Genomic DNA, 15,975 nt, shown 5'->3' on the forward strand with positions numbered 1-15,975 from the left:
TCCATGGTCTTCCAGGGCTCGAGCGCGGCCATCTCCCACACGGGCAAGGTTCGCTCCAACAACCAGGATTCCGGCTACGCCGGGTCCAACCTCTTCGTGGTCGCCGACGGTATGGGCGGGCACGCCGGAGGTGACGTCGCCTCGAGCCTGGCGATCGCCCGACTGACCGAACTCGATCAGCCCTTCACGAGCACGACCGCGGCCGAGCACGCCTTGCGCGACGCTCTCGCCGACACCGCGACGGATCTCATCGACACCGTCGCCCGCCGCCCTGAGCTCGCCGGCATGGGGACGACGGTCAGCGCCGTCATCATGGTCGACGACTACGCCGTGATCGGGCACATCGGAGACTCGCGCGTCTACCTGTACCGCGACGACACGCTCACGCAGATCACCACCGACCACACGTTCGTGCAGCGTCTGGTGGATTCGGGACGCATCACCCCGGAAGAGGCCCGGTACCACCCGCGCCGTTCGGTGCTCATGCGCGTCCTGGGTGACATGGACCCCGACCCCGAGGTCGACACGTTCATCATGCCGACGCAGGACGGCGACCGGTGGCTGCTGTGCTCCGACGGCCTCTCGGGCGTCGTCGACGACGTGCACACCACGCGCGCTCTCGCCCTCGGGATGCCGCCGGCCCGCACCGCCGACGCGTTGCTGAAGCAGGCCCTCGACGGAGGCGCCCCCGACAACGTCACCGTCGTGATCGTCGACGTGGGCGGTCAGCACCCCGTGTTCATCGGAACTCCGACGATCGTCGGGTCGGCGTCCAACCCCAGCGGTGTCGTCGTCCCCGCCGCGCGCCCGACGCGGTCCTCGTGGCTGCACACGGCGCGCCAGGCCGCGAACGAGCCGACGCACTTCGAACCCGCCGCGGAGTTCCTCGAGGAGCTCATCGAAGAGGATCGGCGCCGCGCACGCCGACGTCGCCTGGGGTGGCTCGCGGCTCTCATCCTCGTGCTCGTCGCCATCGGCGCGGGCCTGTTCGCCGGCTACACGTGGACCCAGACGCGCTACTACGTCGGCGCCGACGACAACTCGGTCGTCATCTACCGCGGTGTGCAGCAGTCCATCGGACCGCTCTCGCTCTCGTCGGTCTACGAAGACACCAACATCGTGCTCGCCGATCTCTCGGAGTTCGACCGGCAGGCGGTCGAGAGCACCATCTCGGCCCGTTCCCTCTCGGACGCCGAGCTCATCGTGGATCGCCTGCGACCCGCACCGGAGGCCACCGGATGACAGACCAGAAACTGACCCGGCCGGACGCGGTGTCCACCGACACCGCCGTCATGCGCGCACTGAAGAAGATCCGCGTGCCCGCGACGCAGCGCAACCGCGAGCTGGGACTCCTGCTGTTCGCGATCGCGGTCTACGGTTCGGCGATCGTCCTGGTGCAGCTCGGCGTGGACGGTGTCGTCGAGTCCGGCTACCTGATCCTCTCGGCCATTCCCGCAGTGCTGGCCCTCGTCCTCCACGTGGTGCTGCGCTTGCGCGCCCGCGACGCCGACCCCTTCGTCCTCCCCATCGCCACCATCCTCACCGGCCTGGGGATCGCGATGATCTACCGGATCGACCTCGCGGTGGGCCTGGAGGGATGGGATGCCACCTCCATCCGGCAGATCGCCTGGGCGGCGATCGCCCTGATCGCGGCCCTGCTCGTGGTGATCTTCGTCCGCAACTACCGCGTGCTCTTCCGCTACACCTACCTGTCAGGCCTCGTCGGCATCCTGCTGCTCCTCCTGCCGTTCGTCCCGGGCCTGGGCACCGAGCAGAACGCCGACGTGTGGGTGTCGCTCGGTTTCGTGTCGTTCCAGCCCGGCGAGCTCGCGAAGATCGCTCTCGCGATCTTCTTCGCCGGCTACCTCGTGCGCACGCGCGAAAGCCTCACCTCCACGGGAACCCGGTTCCTGTTCATGACGTGGCCGCGTGCCCGCGAGCTCGGACCGCTCCTGATCATCTGGGCCGTCTCGCTCGGCATCATCGTGCTGCAGCGCGACCTCGGCACGGGTCTGCTCATCTTCGGCATGTTCGTCGCGATGCTCTACGTCGCCACCGGCAAGACCAGCTGGGTGCTGATCGGCGTCGTGCTCGCCGCGACCGGGGCGTTCCTGGCATCCCGTGTCCTGCCCTACGTCTACGGCCGGTTCGCCAACTGGCTGGATGCCTTCAACCCCGAGGTCATCGACCGCGACGGCGGCAGCTACCAGCTCACGCAGGGCATCTTCGGCCTCGCGCACGGCGGCCTGTTCGGCACGGGGCTCGGTCAGGGCCGTCCGTACATCACCCCGCTGTCGCAGAGCGACTACATCCTGCCCAGTCTCGGCGAAGAGCTCGGCCTCGTGGGGGTGTTCGCGATCCTCTCGCTCTACATGGTGTTCGCCAGCCGCGGCATCCGCATCGGCCTCGCCGGTCAGGACGACTTCGGCAAGCTCCTCGCGACGGGCTTCTCGTTCACGATCGCGCTGCAGGTGTTCATCATGGTCGGCGGTGTCACCCGCGTGATCCCGCTGACGGGTCTCACGACGCCCTTCCTGGCCGCCGGCGGTTCGTCCCTGGTCGCGAACTGGATCATCGTCGCCTTCCTCCTGCGCATCTCGGATGCCGTGCGCAGCCGTCCCCGGGTGGTGATCGGCTGATGTCCGCGCCCACGCCGACCCGCACCGTCACCCCGGAGGAGGCACCGTGACCAAAGAACTCCGACGCCTCAGCGTCGTCATGCTGGCGATGTTCCTCGCGCTGTTCGTCTCCACCAGCGTCATCCAGGTCGGCCAGGCCGAGAACCTCGCCAACACCGCCGGCAACCGCCGCGCGCTGTACGACTCGTACCAGGTCCAGCGCGGATCGATCATCGCCGGCGGAACCGTGATCGCCTCGTCCGTCCCGTCCGACGACGTCTACAGCTGGCAGCGTCAGTACACGGATGCCGCGATGTGGGCGCCCGTCACCGGATACATGAACCCCGTGCTCGACGCGCGCACGCGGATCGAGCTCGACAAGAACTCCGTGCTCAGCGGCGCCAACAGCAGTCAGTTCTTCTCGCGCCTGGAGCAAGCGGCCACGGGCCAGGTTCCGCGCGGATCGAACGTCGAGCTGTCGCTGGACGCCGGCGTACAGCGCGCCGCGTGGGACGCCCTCGGCGACCAGCAGGGCTCGGTCGTGGCGATCGAACCCTCGACGGGACGCATCCTCGCGATGGTGTCCAAGCCCAGCTTCGACACGAACACCCTGGCCTCCCACGACCCGGATGCCGTCAACGCGGCGTACGACCAGCTCGCTGCCGATCCGTCGCAGCCGCTGGTGAATCGCGCGATCGAGGGCGACCTGAACCCCCCGGGGTCGACATTCAAGCTGGTCGTGGCCTCGGCCGCTCTGGCATCCGGTCGGTACACCCCGGACTCGGCGTTCCCCAACCTCGCGTCGTACACGCTGCCGCAGTCCTCGAGCGTCGTCAGCAACGCGGGGGGCGGCACGTGCGGCGGCGGCGACACCGTCACGATCGCCACGGCACTGCGACTGAGCTGCAACATCCCCTTCGCGGAGTTGGCGGTCGAACTCGGCGACGACGCGATCCGCGCCGAGGCCCAGAAGTACGGCTTCAACACGTCGTTCTCGATGCCGCTGACCTCGACTCCGTCGTCCTACCCCGCGAACCTCGACGCCCCCCAGACCGCGCTCAGCGGCTTCGGACAGGGCCAGGTCCGCGCGACACCGCTGCAGATGGCGATGGTGTCCGCCGGGATCGCGAACCAGGGCGTCGTGATGAACCCGCGGATGGTGGACCGGATCATCGGCTCCACCCTGTCCGTCGACGACGAGGGCACGAGCAGCGAGTTCGGCCGCGCCTTGGACTCGAACCTCGCGGCTCAGATGGTCACGATGATGACGGCGAACGTCCAGGACGGCGCGGCGTCGAATGCAAGAATAGACGGGGTCCAGGTGGCGGGTAAGACCGGCACCGCAGAGAACGATTCTCGTCCCTACACTCTCTGGTTCACCGGTTTCGCCCCGGCGGACGACCCGAAGGTCGCTGTCGCCGTGGTGGTCGAGAACGGCGGAGGCCAGGGGCAGAGCGGGAGCGGCAACGAGATCGCCGCCCCGATAGCGAAGAAGGTCATGGAGGCGGTGCTGGGCAAATGAGACCGACGCAGGGAGTGACCTTCGGAGGACGGTACGAGCTGGAGTCGCGGATCGCGATCGGCGGCATGGGTGAGGTCTGGGAAGCGACCGACCATGTCATCGGACGTACCGTCGCGATCAAGATCCTCAAAGACGAGTACATGGGCGACCCCGGGTTCCTCGAACGCTTCCGCGCCGAGGCCCGTCACGCCGCGCTCGTCAACCATGAGGGCATCGCGAGCGTGTTCGACTACGGCGAAGAGGATGGCAGCGCCTTCCTCGTGATGGAACTGGTACCCGGTGAGGCACTGTCGACCATCCTCGAGCGCGAGGGTTCGTTGTCGACCGACAAGACCCTCGACATCGTGGCGCAGACGGCCGCGGCCCTCCAGGCCGCACACGCCGCGGGCCTCGTACACCGCGACATCAAGCCCGGCAACCTGCTCATCACGCCCGACGGCCGCGTGAAGATCACCGACTTCGGTATCGCGCGCATCGCCGACCAGGTTCCGCTGACGGCCACCGGTCAGGTCATGGGCACGGTGCAGTACCTCTCGCCCGAGCAGGCGTCGGGGCACCCCGCGTCGCCCGCGACCGACATCTACTCGCTCGGCATCGTGGCGTACGAGTCCCTCGCCGGGAAGCGCCCCTTCACGGGCGAGTCGCAAGTGGCCATCGCCATGGCGCAGATCAACGAGCAGCCCGCGCCGCTGCCGCCGACGGTCGCCGTCCCGGTGCAGAACCTCGTCATGGCGATGATCGCGAAGAAGCCCGACGAGCGTCCGGCCTCGGCCGCGGCTGTCTCGCGCGCCGCCACGGCTTTGCGCCGCGGCGACCTCACGGCCGCCGCCGCCGCGGTACCCGCCATCGCTGCGGGCGTCGCCGTCGCCGACGAGGCCACGCAGCTCCTGACGGCGGGGCAGACCTCTGCCGCGACCCGTCTGCTGCCGGCACCGTCCTCGTCGCTCCTCTCCGAGGAGCACACCGAGGACGACCCGCGCCCGCAGAAGAAGAAGCGCAGTCCCTGGACGTGGCCGCTCGTCGCCCTCATCGCCCTTCTGGCGCTCGTGCTCGGCGGCACGCTCTTCGCGGTTCTGAGCAACCAGAACGACCCGAACACGGCCCCCTCCAGCCCGACACCGAGTTCGGCCACGCCGTCACGGAGCGCGACGCCCTCGTCGTCGCCCTCGCAGACCTCGCAGCTCGTCGATGTCAACTCCCTCGGTCTGACGGGCAAGTCCTGCGAGGCCGCCAGCGAGATCCTCAGCGCGAACGACCTCGGCGCGCAGTGCGAGACCGGCAACGCCGCGACCAGACCCGATCAGGTGGGTCTCGTCGACACGGTGAACCCCACCGGTCGCGTCCCCGCCGGGACGATCATCACGCTGCGCGTGTTCGGCGAAGAGACTCCGCTTCCGACCCCCGGCACCCCGACGCTGCCCGGCGCATCCGTCACCGCCGGCAGCACGGTGCAGGTCTCGTGGCAGCAGTACACGTGTCCCGCGGGTACCGGAAACGTGGCGTCCTACAACCTCACCGCGACCAATGGCACGTTCTCCGAGAACGGTCAGTCTTCGGCGTCGTTCGCTCCGGATGCGCGCAACGCCGAGCTGCAGGTGAGCAACTCGGTCGGGCAGAGCCTTCGGGTGACCTACACCGTGAGCTGCTCGGGCACCGACCGCACGGCGGGACCCTCGGGCGAGGCCTCCGCGTCGATCACCGGCGGCAACACCCCGTCGCCCAGCCCGAGCGCCACGCGCTGACCCGCCCCTCTCATCCCCCCACCCCTCCAGGAGTTCCCACCGTGACCACTGAGACGCGCGTCCTTTCCGGGCGCTACCGTGTCGACGACCTCATCGGTCGCGGCGGTATGGCCAGCGTCTACCGTGGCTACGATCAGACGCTCGGGCGCACGGTGGCGATCAAGATCCTGAAGGCCGACCTCGCCGGCGACGCCGCGTTCCGGACGCGGTTCCGTCTCGAGGCCCAGGCCGCCTCCCGCATGGCCCACCCCACGATCGTGCGGGTCTTCGATGCGGGAGAAGACGTCGAGGTGGGTGCCGACGGGCACGAGCACCCGGTGCCGTACATCGTGATGGAGCTGGTCCACGGCAAGCTGCTGAAGGACGTCATCGCCGCCGGGCCCGTGCCCATCGACGAGTCCCTGCGCTACGTCGACGGCATCCTGGAGGCCCTGGAGTACTCGCATCGTGCCGGCGTCGTGCACCGCGACATCAAGCCGGGCAACGTCATGATCACCGATTCGGGACGCATCAAGGTGATGGACTTCGGCATCGCGCGCGCGGTGTCGGACTCCTCCTCCACCGTCGCCGAGACGACGGCGATCGTCGGGACGGCCGCGTACTTCTCCCCCGAGCAGGCGAAGGGCGAGTCGGTCGACGCACGAGCCGATCTGTACTCCACCGGAGTCGTGCTGTACGAGCTCCTCACCGGCCGCCCGCCGTTCCGTGGCGACACCCCCGTCGCCGTGGCCTACCAGCACGTCAGTGAGGCGCCGGTCCCGCCCAGCGACCTCAACGAGTCGGTGCCGCGTGCGCTCGACGCCGTCGTGCTCCGCGCCCTCGCGAAGGATCCGTTCCAGCGTCCCCAGGACGCGGCCGGTTTCCGCGAAGACCTGGATGCCACGGTCGAGGGCAAGGAGCCGACCAAGCGCCAGATGTCGGCGCTGTCGAACGAGCTGTACGGACCCAACCCGCGCCAGGCGGCCGAGACGGCGCGATCGTTGCGTCAGCTCAGCACCGACACGACGATGCGGCGCACCCAGCCCGGCCCTCCGGTTGCCTGGATCTGGGCGGGTGTGGCGGTCCTGGCCGTGCTGCTGGTCTCGGTGCTGCTGTGGGTGGTGCAGATCCAGCCGTCCAACGATGTGCCCTCCGCCGGACGCACGATCCCCGACGTCGTCGACATGTCGTACGACCGCGCCGTGGAGACGCTCGAGAAGGAAGACCTGTTCGCCAAACGCGTCGATGAGTCCAACGGCTCCATCGCCGCCGGTAACGTCATCCGGACGACGCCGAGTGCCGATACGTCGGTGGCGGCAGGCCAGCAGGTGACGGTGTACGTGTCCTCGGGGGCCGACACCGCCACCGTGCCCACCCTCGAGGGCATCACCGAGTCCGAGGCGCGTGCCGCCCTGGAATCGGCGGGACTCTCGCTCGGTCTCGTGCAGCGCAAACCGGATCCGGCGCTGGCCTCGGGCGTCGTGATGTCGGCGAGCGTGGCATCCGAGACCGAGGTGGCCAAGGGCACGACGGTGAACCTCGTGGTCGCCAGCGGCACCGTGGTGATCGTCAACTACAAGGACTATCCCGTCGACGTTGCCAAGCGCGAGCTCGAGTCGACGGAGAAGCAGCTGACCGTGCGCACCCAGGAGGACCCGGGATGCCGCGCCACGACGCCGTCGCTCGTCACCACGCAGTCGCTTGCTCCGGGCGAGGTGCCCGTGCACAGCGAGATCACGCTGACCTACTGCACCGGCTCCTGATTCCGGCGGGGGTGGAGGCGGCGCCCCGTCTCTGCCGCCCCGCGCAGCCCGGCATCCTCGAGCCACGTCCCCAGCAGCGTGTGACCACCGTCGGTGAGCACGCTCTCGGGGTGGAACTGCACGCCCGTCAAGGGCGCCGTGCGATGCGCGAGGCCCATGATGACACCGGATTCACTGCGGGCGGTCACGGCCAGATCGTCCGGAACGGTGTCGGGGTCGACGGCGAGCGAGTGATAGCGCGTGGCCTCGAACCCGTCGGCCAGACCCGCGAACACCCCGTTCCCGTCGTGGTGGATCCGGCTGGTGATCCCGTGCAGCAGTTCGGGTGCGCGCGACACGCGTGCACCGAACGCGACCGCGAGGGCCTGGTGCCCGAGACACACGCCGAGGAGAGGGATGCCACGCGCGTGCGCCTCGAGGATCACGTCGACCGAAGCGCCGGCATCCCGGGGGTGGCCGGGTCCGGGTGAGACCAGGATCGCGTCAGCGCTCCCCACCGCGGCCGCGGGATCGAGTCCGACGGCCGGTCGTAGAGCGATCTCGGCCCCCAGGTCGGTGAGATAGCCGGCGAGGATGTGGACGAAGCTGTCGCGGTTGTCGACGACGACCACCCGGAAGCTCACTCGACCGTGACCTCCTGTGGATAGACGATGTCACTCACCCACGGGAAGACGTAGAAGAAGAGCCCGTAGAGCACCGCCGCGGCCAGCACGAGCACGATCAGCAGGCGCACCCACCAGGGTCCGGGGAGAATGCGCCAGAGGGCTCCGTACATCAGGCTGCTCCCTCGGTGAGTGACGCGGGCGGTCCATCCGCGCGAGGAGTGAACGAGTCGAAGACGCCGTACGCGATGGCGCGCTCCGAGAAGCCGTATCGCGGGCTGCACGTGGTCATCGTGATCACCTTGTCAGTGGCAAGGACTTCCGGTGCCTGCGGAACCGGCAGCAGGACCTGCACTCCGTCGGGACGCACGTACTCGAGATTGCGGAAGCGGTACGTGTACCAGCCGTCGGGCGTCTCCACGACGACGGAGTCGCCGACGCGAAGGGAGGGGAGGTCGGCGAACGGAGCACCGTGACTGCCGCGGTGGCCCGCGATCGCGAAGTTCCCCGTCTGACCGGGCATGGCCGTGTCGGGATAGTGGCCGATTCCGATGGGATCGAGGGTGACCGCCGCGCTGACCCCGCCGGCGAGCTTGAACTGGTAATCGGGTCCGAGCCGCGGAATGCGCAGAACGCCGAAGACCTCGCCGTTCCCGGGCTGCGCAAGGGCAGGGGGCTCCTCGGGGCCGGGGGCATCGGCATCCGGAGTGGGAGCGGGCGTCGCCGGTGCGGACGCCCATTCCTGCGTTAGCGAGTCGGCCTCGCTCTTGAACTTCGCACCGATGATGGCGTCGCCGATCCACAGTTGCCACGCGACGAACAACAGCACGAGGACCCCGGCGGTGAGCAACAGGTCTCCGAGCACCCCCAGCACCGTGACACGACGCCGGCGCGGCGGACGCCGGCGAGAGCCGCGTCGTGTGAGGGGCTGGTCAGCGGTGGACACGAGCCGAGTCTAGTTCCGCGGGTGGAGCACGACCGGCCCGTTAGACTGACCGGCATGGCACGTACTGGCAACGGCGAAGACCCGATCGCTGAGCGCAACGAGAGCGGATCCACGCCCAACCCGGTGTGGTTCCTGCCGATCATGATCGGCCTCATGCTCATCGGCTTGGTATGGGTCCTCGTCTTCTACCTGAGCAACTCGCAGTTCCCCATCCCCGGCATCGGGGCGTGGAACCTCGTCATCGGTTTCGGAATCGCCTTCGTCGGCTTCCTGATGACCACGCGCTGGCGCTGAGATCACCCGACTTACACTCGTGTAATTCATCCCCACCTGTGGATGAACCTGTGGATAACTCTCAGTAGTAGACCAGGGCCGGGATCGCCAGAAGCGCGAACAGGGCGACGGCGAGCACGACGAGCAAGCCGATCTGCACCGACCGCTGGCGAGCGAGACGCGTGCGGGCGTAGATCAGCCCGATCAGCGCTCCCACGACCAGTCCGCCGAGGTGCGCCTGCCACGAGACGCCCACGTTGTTGAGCGCGGCGATGAAGTTGCCGGTAGCGAGCGACGTGACGAGGGCGACGACGAACGGCCAGGCGAAGTTGATCCCGATGAGGATCGCGATGACCCGTATGTCGGCTCCGATGTGGCGGCCGATCACGAGCAGCGCACCGAAGAGCGCGAAGATCGCTCCCGAGGCGCCGACCACGAACGTGGACGGTGCGAGCAGCGCCACGGCGACGGAGCCGCCCAGCGCTCCCAGAACATAAAGCGCGACGAACCGCCAGCGTCCGAGCAGCGGCTCGAGGTTTCGGCCGATCAACCACAACACCAGCATGTTCAGGCCGACGTGGAAGAACCCCGAGTGCACGAGGGCGGCGGTGAGAAGCCGCCAGGGCTCGATGGGCCCGAACTGGGGGACCAGATAGAGCGCGGAGAACCCCAGCGCGTTCGTGAGGATGCCCCCGACGCCCGGGATCAGCCCGATGATGTAGGCCAGGCCCGTGATCGCGATGATGGCCAGCGTCGCCGTGGGGCGACCCGAGGCCACGACCGCGACCGGCCGCGATCGCGACCATCGCCGCTGGGCCTTCTTCTGGGCCGGGGTCTCGGAGGCCCGCTGCTGGGCCAGGCACTCCGGGCAGATGACGCCGACGGCAGCGGGTGTCCGACAGTCAGGGCAAACCGTGCGCAGACACCGCTGGCAGAGGACGAAGCTCTGCCGGTCGGGATGCCGGTAACAGAAGTTATCGCCGTTGCGACGGAACTCCTCGGTCGTAGACACCCGCCGCCGCCCGAGGGTCAGACGGCGACGATGTCGACCGACTCGAGCACGACCGGCTCGATGGGACGGTCGCCGGCGGCCGTGGGAACCTTGCTGAGAGCGTCGACGACCTTCTTGGAGGCGTCATCGGCGACCTCGCCGAAGATCGTGTGCTTGCCCTGCAGCCAGGGAGTCGGGTCGGTGGTGATGAAGAACTGCGAGCCGTTCGTGCCCTCGGGCTGACCGGTGATCGCGTTGCGACGCAGGCCCGCGTTCGCCATCGCGAGCTTGTAGGGCGCCGAGAAGTCGAGCTCGGGGTGGATCTCGTCGTTGAACGTGTAGCCGGGACCGCCGACGCCCTGGCCGAGCGGGTCGCCACCCTGGATCATGAAGCCGGGGATGATGCGGTGGAACACGACGTTCGAGTAGAGCGGACCCTCACCCTTGGCGCCGGTGGCGGGGTTGGTCCATTCCTGGGACCCGTCGGCGAGGCCGACGAAGTTGCGGACGGTCCGGGGAGCGTGGTCGCCGAACAGGTTGACGACGATGTCGCCGTGGTTGGTGTGCAGGGTCGCGACGGCGGTGTGGGAAGCCATGGGTACATTCTCTCAGAGTTATCTGCAAGGGTCGGCGGACGGAGAGCCCTGTTCTGGCAAGATGAAGGGCGTACATCCCATCGACAGGGAGGATGAAGCCGTGGGCCTCAGCCGCAAGAGCAAGAAGGAACTGCGCAAGCTCCAGAAACACGCCGCGAAGGTGTGGGAGTCCCAGCAGGTTCTGCTGGGCGAGAGCGGAAAGGTGGCCCGCGAAGCCGGTCGCCAGCTCGGTCGCTTCAGCCGTGAAGACCTCGTTCCCACCGTCCAGGACGGATACGAGAAGTACGCTGCGCCGTACGTCGACAAGAGCGTGACCTCCGCCAACCGCTTCCTCAGCGGCAAGGTGATCCCCGCAGCGGGTGCCGTCGTCGGTGGAGCGATGTCGGTCTGGGATGCCGCGGGCGACACCCGCGACCGCCTGGCCAAGGGGCGCGGGTTCGAACTCGACACGCACAAGTACGCCAAGCGCGCCGAGAAATACGGCAAGAAGGCCAGCAAGAAGCTCGCCGCCAAGCTCCCGAAGCAGAACGACGGCATCGGTGCCGGTGGCGTCATCGCCATCCTCCTCGGCGTCGCCGCTGCCGTGGGCGTCGCGTACGCCGCCTGGCAGACCCTGCGCGCCGACGACGAGCTGTGGGTGGCCGACGACCCGCTCCGCGCTCCCGACGCATGAGCGATCCCACCATCAGAGTCAGAGAGGCCGCGCGCGAGCGCGGCCTCTCTGTCGATGTGCGGGAGCGCCCCGCCGCGGCCTCGCTCGACGACGCGGCGGCCCTACTCGGCATCCGTCCCGACGACATCGTCAAGACGCTCGTCGTGAAGCGTTCCGACGACACGTTCCTCTTCGCCCTCGTGCCCGGTGACCGCGTCATCTCGTGGCCGAAGCTACGGGCGGTGGTCGGCGTCAACAAGCTGCGGCTCCCCGAGCCCGAGCTGGCCCTGGCCGCCACCGGGTACGAGCGCGGCACGATCGTCCCCATCGGCAGCTCGACCGACTGGCCCGTGTATGCCGACGAGAGCATCGTCGGACGCCGCATCGCGATGGGCGCCGGCGCACACGGCTACAGCCTCTTCGTCGACGCCGACGAACTCATCCGGGCCTACGACGCGACCGTGGCCGACATCACCTCGACCCGGGACTGAGCTTTCGTCAGGTTCGCTGCAGCCCCGCCATCTTGAAGGCGATGTCCACCAGCTGGACGCGACGCAGTTTGCGCACGGCCGTGAGCGAGAACCACTCCGCTCGATCGGTCGACCCGTCGACCTCGTTGCGGAGGCGTCCGCCGACGACATGGGCGCGGTAGACGATACGGAGGGCGTGCAACGGCCCGCTCCGGTCGTCGGAGAGGCGCGCCTCGGCCGGGATCACCCGCGAGTGGATGCCGAGAAGCTCGTCGACCATGACACGGAATCCGGTCTCTTCGCGCACCTCACGGCGCACCGCGCGCTCCGGGTCCTCGCCCGCCTCCAGGCCACCGCCGGGCAGGGTCCAGGCGGCGCGACGCCCCTCGACCCAGTGGGCGAGCAGGACACGGTCGTCGGCGTCGGTGACGACGGCGTAGGCGGCGACTCGCATGTCCATTGCGATCACCCTAGCCGCGCCGACTGCGACGCCGTGGGCCGAAAAGCGAAAGAATCGGCCGAGGCCGACTCTTCGGGGAGAAATTGTGGAGCCTAGGAGATTCGAACTCCTGACATCCTGCTTGCAAAGCAGGCGCTCTACCAGCTGAGCTAAGGCCCCGGGAAGGGAACGGGTGGGGCTACCAGGACTTGAACCTGGGACCTCTTCATTATCAGTGAAGCGCTCTAACCGCCTGAGCTATAGCCCCGTCTCGCTGACGTAACGTCGTCAACCTCGAAGACTTTACCTGAATCCCGAGGTTTTTCCGAATCGGCGTCAGTTGGAGGTGAAGCCCACGAGCAAGCCGCCCGTGACCTTGACCGCGAGGTTGTAGATGCCGGCGACGACGGCGCCCATCACGGTCACGACGATGAGGTTGAGGATCGCCACGATCGCGGCGAACGCCATCACCTGCGGCAGTCCGACGTACTGCGACAGCGTCGCGCTGCCGTCCGTGAAGCTCGCGAAGAACTCGTCTGCCTTGACGATGAGTCCGGTCGCGCTCACGACGAGGTAGATCAGGAAATACGACACGACCGTGACCACGGCGATTGCCACGGCAGCCAGGAACGACAGCTTCACGGCCGACCAGAAGTCGATGTACACCAGGCGCAGGCGCACCTGCTTCGCGGAGGTCTTGTGCGTCGACTTCTTGGCCAGCTTGTCGGCTACCGTGCTCATGCGTCAGTACTTTCCTCGGGGGTCTCGGAAGAGGAGGCGGTCTCGGCGGCGTCTTCTGCTGCCGGATCGGTTGTCGTCTCCGTCGTCTCGGCCAGGTTCCGCTCGCTGTTCCTCGCGATCGCGATGATGCGGTCATCGCCTCCGGCGCGAGCGAACACGACGCCCATGGTGTCGCGTCCCTTAGCGGGCACCTCGGCCACGGAGGAGCGTACCACCTTGCCGCTGGCTAGAACCACAAGGACCTCATCGCCCTCGGAGACCATCATTCCGCCCGCGAGAACACCGCGATCCTCGGTCAGACGGGCCACCTTGATGCCCAGTCCACCACGGTTCTGCATGCGGTATTCGGTGACGGACGTGCGCTTGGCGTACCCGCCCTCGGTCACGATGAAGACGAACTCGTCGTCCTTGGCAACGGATGCCGAGAGCAAGCTGTCGCCGGCACGGAAGTCCATGCCCTTCACACCCGACGTCGACCGGCCCATCGGGCGCAGCGCGCTGTCGGTGGCCGAGAAGCGCAGGGACATGCCGAGGCGGCTGATGAGGAGGATGTCGTCGCCCTCGTCCACCAGCAGAGCGCTCACGAGCTCGTCCGCGGCACCGGGCTCGGTGTCGTCACCGTCGTCCGAGGCCTGACCGCGCAGCTTGATCGCGATGACACCGCCCTGACGGTTGGTATCGTACTCGGTGAGGCGCGTCTTCTTCACCAGTCCCGCACGCGTGGCCAGGACGAGGTACGTCGCGACGGTGTAGTCGCGGATGTCGAGGATCTGGGCGATCTCTTCGTCCGGCTGCAGCGCGAGGAGGTTCGCGACGTGCTGGCCCTTGGCATCCCGACCCGCCTCGGGGACCTCATAGGCCTTCGAGCGGTAGACGCGACCCTTGTTCGTGAAGAACAACAGCCAGTGGTGCGTCGTCGTGACGAAGAAGTGCTCGACGACGTCGTCGGCGCGCAGCTGCGCACCCTTCACGCCCTTGCCGCCGCGGTGCTGCGAACGGTAGTTGTCGCTGCGCGTGCGCTTGATGTAGCCGTCGCGGGTGACCGTGATGACCATCTCTTCTTCGGCGATGAGGTCTTCGATCGACACGTCGCCGTCGAAGCCGTGCAGGATCTCGGTGCGCCGGTCGTCGCCGAAGCGGTCGACGATCGCCGTGAGCTCGTCGCGGATGATCGTGCGCTGGCGGCCGGGGGTGGCGAGGATGTCGTTGTAGTCGGCGATGCGGGCTTCGAGCTCCTGCGCCTCGTCGACGATCTTCTGCCGCTCGAGGGCCGCCAGGCGACGCAGCTGCATGTCGAGGATGGCCTGCGCCTGGATGTCGTCGATGTCGAGGAGCTTCTGCAGGCCCTCATTGGCATCCTGGGCCGTCGGCGAGCGACGGATGAGGGCGATGACCTCGTCGAGGGCGTCGAGCGCCTTGAGGTATCCGCGCAGGATGTGCATGCGCTCTTCGGCCTTGCGCAGACGGTAGCGCGTACGCCGGACGATGACCTCGACCTGGTGGTCGATCCACAGGCTGATGAAGCCGTCGAGCGAGAGCGTGCGCGGCACACCGTCGACGATGGCCAGCATGTTGGCGCCGAAGTTCTCCTGCAGCTGCGTGTGCTTGTACAGGTTGTTCAGGACGACCTTGGCGACCGCGTCGCGCTTGAGCACGATGACGAGGCGCTGGCCGGTGCGGCCCGAGGTCTCGTCACGGATGTCGGCGATGCCGGTGATCTTGCCCTCACGGGCGAGATCGCCGATCTTCACCGCGACGTTGTCGGGGTTGACCTGGTACGGCAGCTCGGTGATCACGAGGCACGTGCGGCCCTGGATCTCTTCGATGTTGACCACGGCCCGCATCGTGATGGATCCACGACCGGTCCGGTAGGCCTCCTTGATGCCCCGCGTGCCGAGGATCTGGGCGTGGGTCGGGAAGTCGGGCCCGGGGATGCGCTCCATGAGCGCCTCGAGCAGCTCTTCGCGGGTGGCATCCGGGTTCTCGAGGGCCCACAGGGCGCCGGCGGAGACCTCGCGCAGGTTGTGCGGCGGGATGTTGGTCGCCATACCGACCGCGATACCGACGGAGCCGTTGACGAGGAGGTTCGGGAAGCGCGACGGCAGGACCGTGGGCTCCTGCGTCTGGCCGTCGTAGTTGTCCTCGAAGTCGACGGTCTCTTCTTCGATGTCGCGCACCATCTCGAGCGCGAGGGGAGCCATCTTCGTCTCGGTGTACCGCGGAGCGGCGGCGCCCTGGTTGCCGGGCGAACCGAAGTTGCCCTGGCCGAGAGCCAACGGGTAGCGCAGCGACCACGGCTGCACGAGACGCACGAGGGCGTCGTAGATCGGGGCGTCACCGTGCGGGTGGTAGTGCCCCATGACCTCGCCGACGACGCGGGCGCACTTCGAGAACGACTTGTCGGGGCGGAAGCCGCCGTCGTACATGCCGTAGATCACTCGGCGGTGGACGGGCTTGAGTCCGTCGCGCACGTCGGGCAGCGCGCGCCCGACGATGACGCTCATCGCGTAGTCGAGGTAGCTCCGCTGCATCTCGAGCTGGAGGTCGACCTGGTCGATCTTGCCGTGGTTGTGTGCGGCGTCCTCGCGCGCGTCGGCGGGCTCGGGAGTGGTGTCGTCAGCCATGGATTCTCAGTTTCGTA

16 protein-coding genes and 2 tRNA genes are annotated in these 15,975 nt (G+C 68.1%); 8 read left to right on the top strand and 10 right to left on the bottom strand.

Annotation, left to right across the window (positions count from 1 at the left end; translation table 11 throughout):
- Nucleotides 1-3: 3 nt before the first annotated feature.
- The 5 genes from AC3E6M_RS00950 to pknB are packed head-to-tail and all read left to right on the top strand — an operon-like array spanning nucleotide 4 to nucleotide 7,624.
- Complete coding sequence (locus AC3E6M_RS00950; protein WP_490528788.1) at nucleotides 4-1,242, top strand: PP2C family protein-serine/threonine phosphatase; 1,239 nt, start codon at nucleotides 4-6, stop codon at nucleotides 1,240-1,242.
- Nucleotides 1,239-2,639: an FtsW/RodA/SpoVE family cell cycle protein gene (locus AC3E6M_RS00955; protein ID WP_138178120.1), complete on the top strand. Its 1,401-nt coding sequence runs from the start codon at nucleotides 1,239-1,241 to the stop codon at nucleotides 2,637-2,639. The genes AC3E6M_RS00950 and AC3E6M_RS00955 overlap by 4 nt, the downstream gene beginning before the upstream one ends.
- Nucleotides 2,640-2,685: 46 nt before the next feature.
- Nucleotides 2,686-4,140, top strand: coding sequence for a peptidoglycan D,D-transpeptidase FtsI family protein (locus tag AC3E6M_RS00960; RefSeq protein WP_138178118.1), 1,455 nt, complete (start codon nucleotides 2,686-2,688; stop codon nucleotides 4,138-4,140).
- On the top strand, nucleotides 4,137-5,882 hold the full coding sequence (locus tag AC3E6M_RS00965; RefSeq protein ID WP_138178117.1) for a serine/threonine-protein kinase: 1,746 nt from the start codon (nucleotides 4,137-4,139) through the stop codon (nucleotides 5,880-5,882). Before AC3E6M_RS00960 ends, AC3E6M_RS00965 begins: the two co-directional genes overlap by 4 nt.
- A 41-nt stretch (nucleotides 5,883-5,923) precedes the next feature.
- On the top strand, nucleotides 5,924-7,624 hold the full coding sequence (pknB, locus tag AC3E6M_RS00970) for a Stk1 family PASTA domain-containing Ser/Thr kinase (RefSeq protein ID WP_138173996.1): 1,701 nt from the start codon (nucleotides 5,924-5,926) through the stop codon (nucleotides 7,622-7,624).
- Here the strand turns inward: pknB and AC3E6M_RS00975 are convergent.
- From AC3E6M_RS00975 to AC3E6M_RS00985, 3 genes are read right to left on the bottom strand one after another with little or no spacing between them, the layout of a single operon-like run.
- A complete protein-coding gene (locus AC3E6M_RS00975) occupies nucleotides 7,606-8,247 on the bottom strand; it encodes an anthranilate synthase component II (protein ID WP_490528789.1) in 642 nt (213 codons plus the stop codon). The two genes, pknB and AC3E6M_RS00975, sit on opposite strands and share 19 nt — an antisense overlap.
- The gene (locus AC3E6M_RS00980; protein WP_138174000.1) at nucleotides 8,244-8,399 is read right to left on the bottom strand and encodes a DUF4175 domain-containing protein; all 156 of its coding nucleotides are present in this window, start codon (nucleotides 8,397-8,399) and stop codon (nucleotides 8,244-8,246) included. Before AC3E6M_RS00980 ends, AC3E6M_RS00975 begins: the two co-directional genes overlap by 4 nt.
- Nucleotides 8,399-9,172, bottom strand: coding sequence for a class E sortase (locus AC3E6M_RS00985; RefSeq protein WP_138174002.1), 774 nt, complete (start codon nucleotides 9,170-9,172; stop codon nucleotides 8,399-8,401). The genes AC3E6M_RS00980 and AC3E6M_RS00985 overlap by 1 nt, the downstream gene beginning before the upstream one ends.
- Before the next feature lie 54 nt (nucleotides 9,173-9,226).
- Between AC3E6M_RS00985 and AC3E6M_RS00990 the strand changes: the two genes are divergently transcribed.
- Entirely contained in the window at nucleotides 9,227-9,466 is a 240-nt protein-coding gene (locus AC3E6M_RS00990; protein ID WP_138174004.1) for a cell division protein CrgA, read from the top strand.
- 61 nt (nucleotides 9,467-9,527) lie between these two features.
- Here AC3E6M_RS00990 and AC3E6M_RS00995 read toward each other — a convergent pair whose 3' ends face one another.
- A complete protein-coding gene (locus AC3E6M_RS00995) occupies nucleotides 9,528-10,457 on the bottom strand; it encodes a rhomboid family intramembrane serine protease (RefSeq protein ID WP_490528790.1) in 930 nt (309 codons plus the stop codon).
- A gap of 17 nt (nucleotides 10,458-10,474) precedes the next feature.
- On the bottom strand, nucleotides 10,475-11,032 hold the full coding sequence (locus tag AC3E6M_RS01000) for a peptidylprolyl isomerase (protein WP_138174008.1): 558 nt from the start codon (nucleotides 11,030-11,032) through the stop codon (nucleotides 10,475-10,477).
- A gap of 100 nt (nucleotides 11,033-11,132) precedes the next feature.
- Here AC3E6M_RS01000 and AC3E6M_RS01005 point away from each other — a divergent pair, with 100 nt between their 5' ends.
- Together AC3E6M_RS01005 and AC3E6M_RS01010 are read left to right on the top strand one after the other, a co-directional pair.
- Entirely contained in the window at nucleotides 11,133-11,705 is a 573-nt protein-coding gene (locus AC3E6M_RS01005) for a DNA helicase (RefSeq protein WP_138174010.1), read from the top strand.
- Nucleotides 11,702-12,175: an aminoacyl-tRNA deacylase gene (locus AC3E6M_RS01010; RefSeq protein WP_138174012.1), complete on the top strand. Its 474-nt coding sequence runs from the start codon at nucleotides 11,702-11,704 to the stop codon at nucleotides 12,173-12,175. Before AC3E6M_RS01005 ends, AC3E6M_RS01010 begins: the two co-directional genes overlap by 4 nt.
- Before the next feature lie 7 nt (nucleotides 12,176-12,182).
- Here the strand turns inward: AC3E6M_RS01010 and AC3E6M_RS01015 are convergent, their stop codons facing one another.
- The 5 genes from AC3E6M_RS01015 to gyrA all read right to left on the bottom strand — a co-directional run bounded on the left by AC3E6M_RS01015 (nucleotide 12,183) and on the right by gyrA (nucleotide 15,958).
- Entirely contained in the window at nucleotides 12,183-12,614 is a 432-nt protein-coding gene (locus AC3E6M_RS01015; RefSeq protein WP_138174014.1) for an NUDIX hydrolase, read from the bottom strand.
- Between the two features lie 86 nt (nucleotides 12,615-12,700).
- Nucleotides 12,701-12,773, bottom strand: a tRNA-Ala gene (locus AC3E6M_RS01020).
- 14 nt (nucleotides 12,774-12,787) lie between these two features.
- Nucleotides 12,788-12,861 (bottom strand) — tRNA-Ile (locus tag AC3E6M_RS01025).
- A 68-nt stretch (nucleotides 12,862-12,929) separates the two neighbouring features.
- Nucleotides 12,930-13,334: a DUF3566 domain-containing protein gene (locus AC3E6M_RS01030; RefSeq protein ID WP_138174016.1), complete on the bottom strand. Its 405-nt coding sequence runs from the start codon at nucleotides 13,332-13,334 to the stop codon at nucleotides 12,930-12,932.
- A complete protein-coding gene (gene gyrA, locus AC3E6M_RS01035; RefSeq protein WP_490528791.1) occupies nucleotides 13,331-15,958 on the bottom strand; it encodes a DNA gyrase subunit A in 2,628 nt (875 codons plus the stop codon). Before gyrA ends, AC3E6M_RS01030 begins: the two co-directional genes overlap by 4 nt.
- Between the last annotated feature and the right edge of the window lie 17 nt (nucleotides 15,959-15,975).

The organism is Microbacterium sp. SCPM-O-B-15248 (M128), from assembly GCF_058214835.1.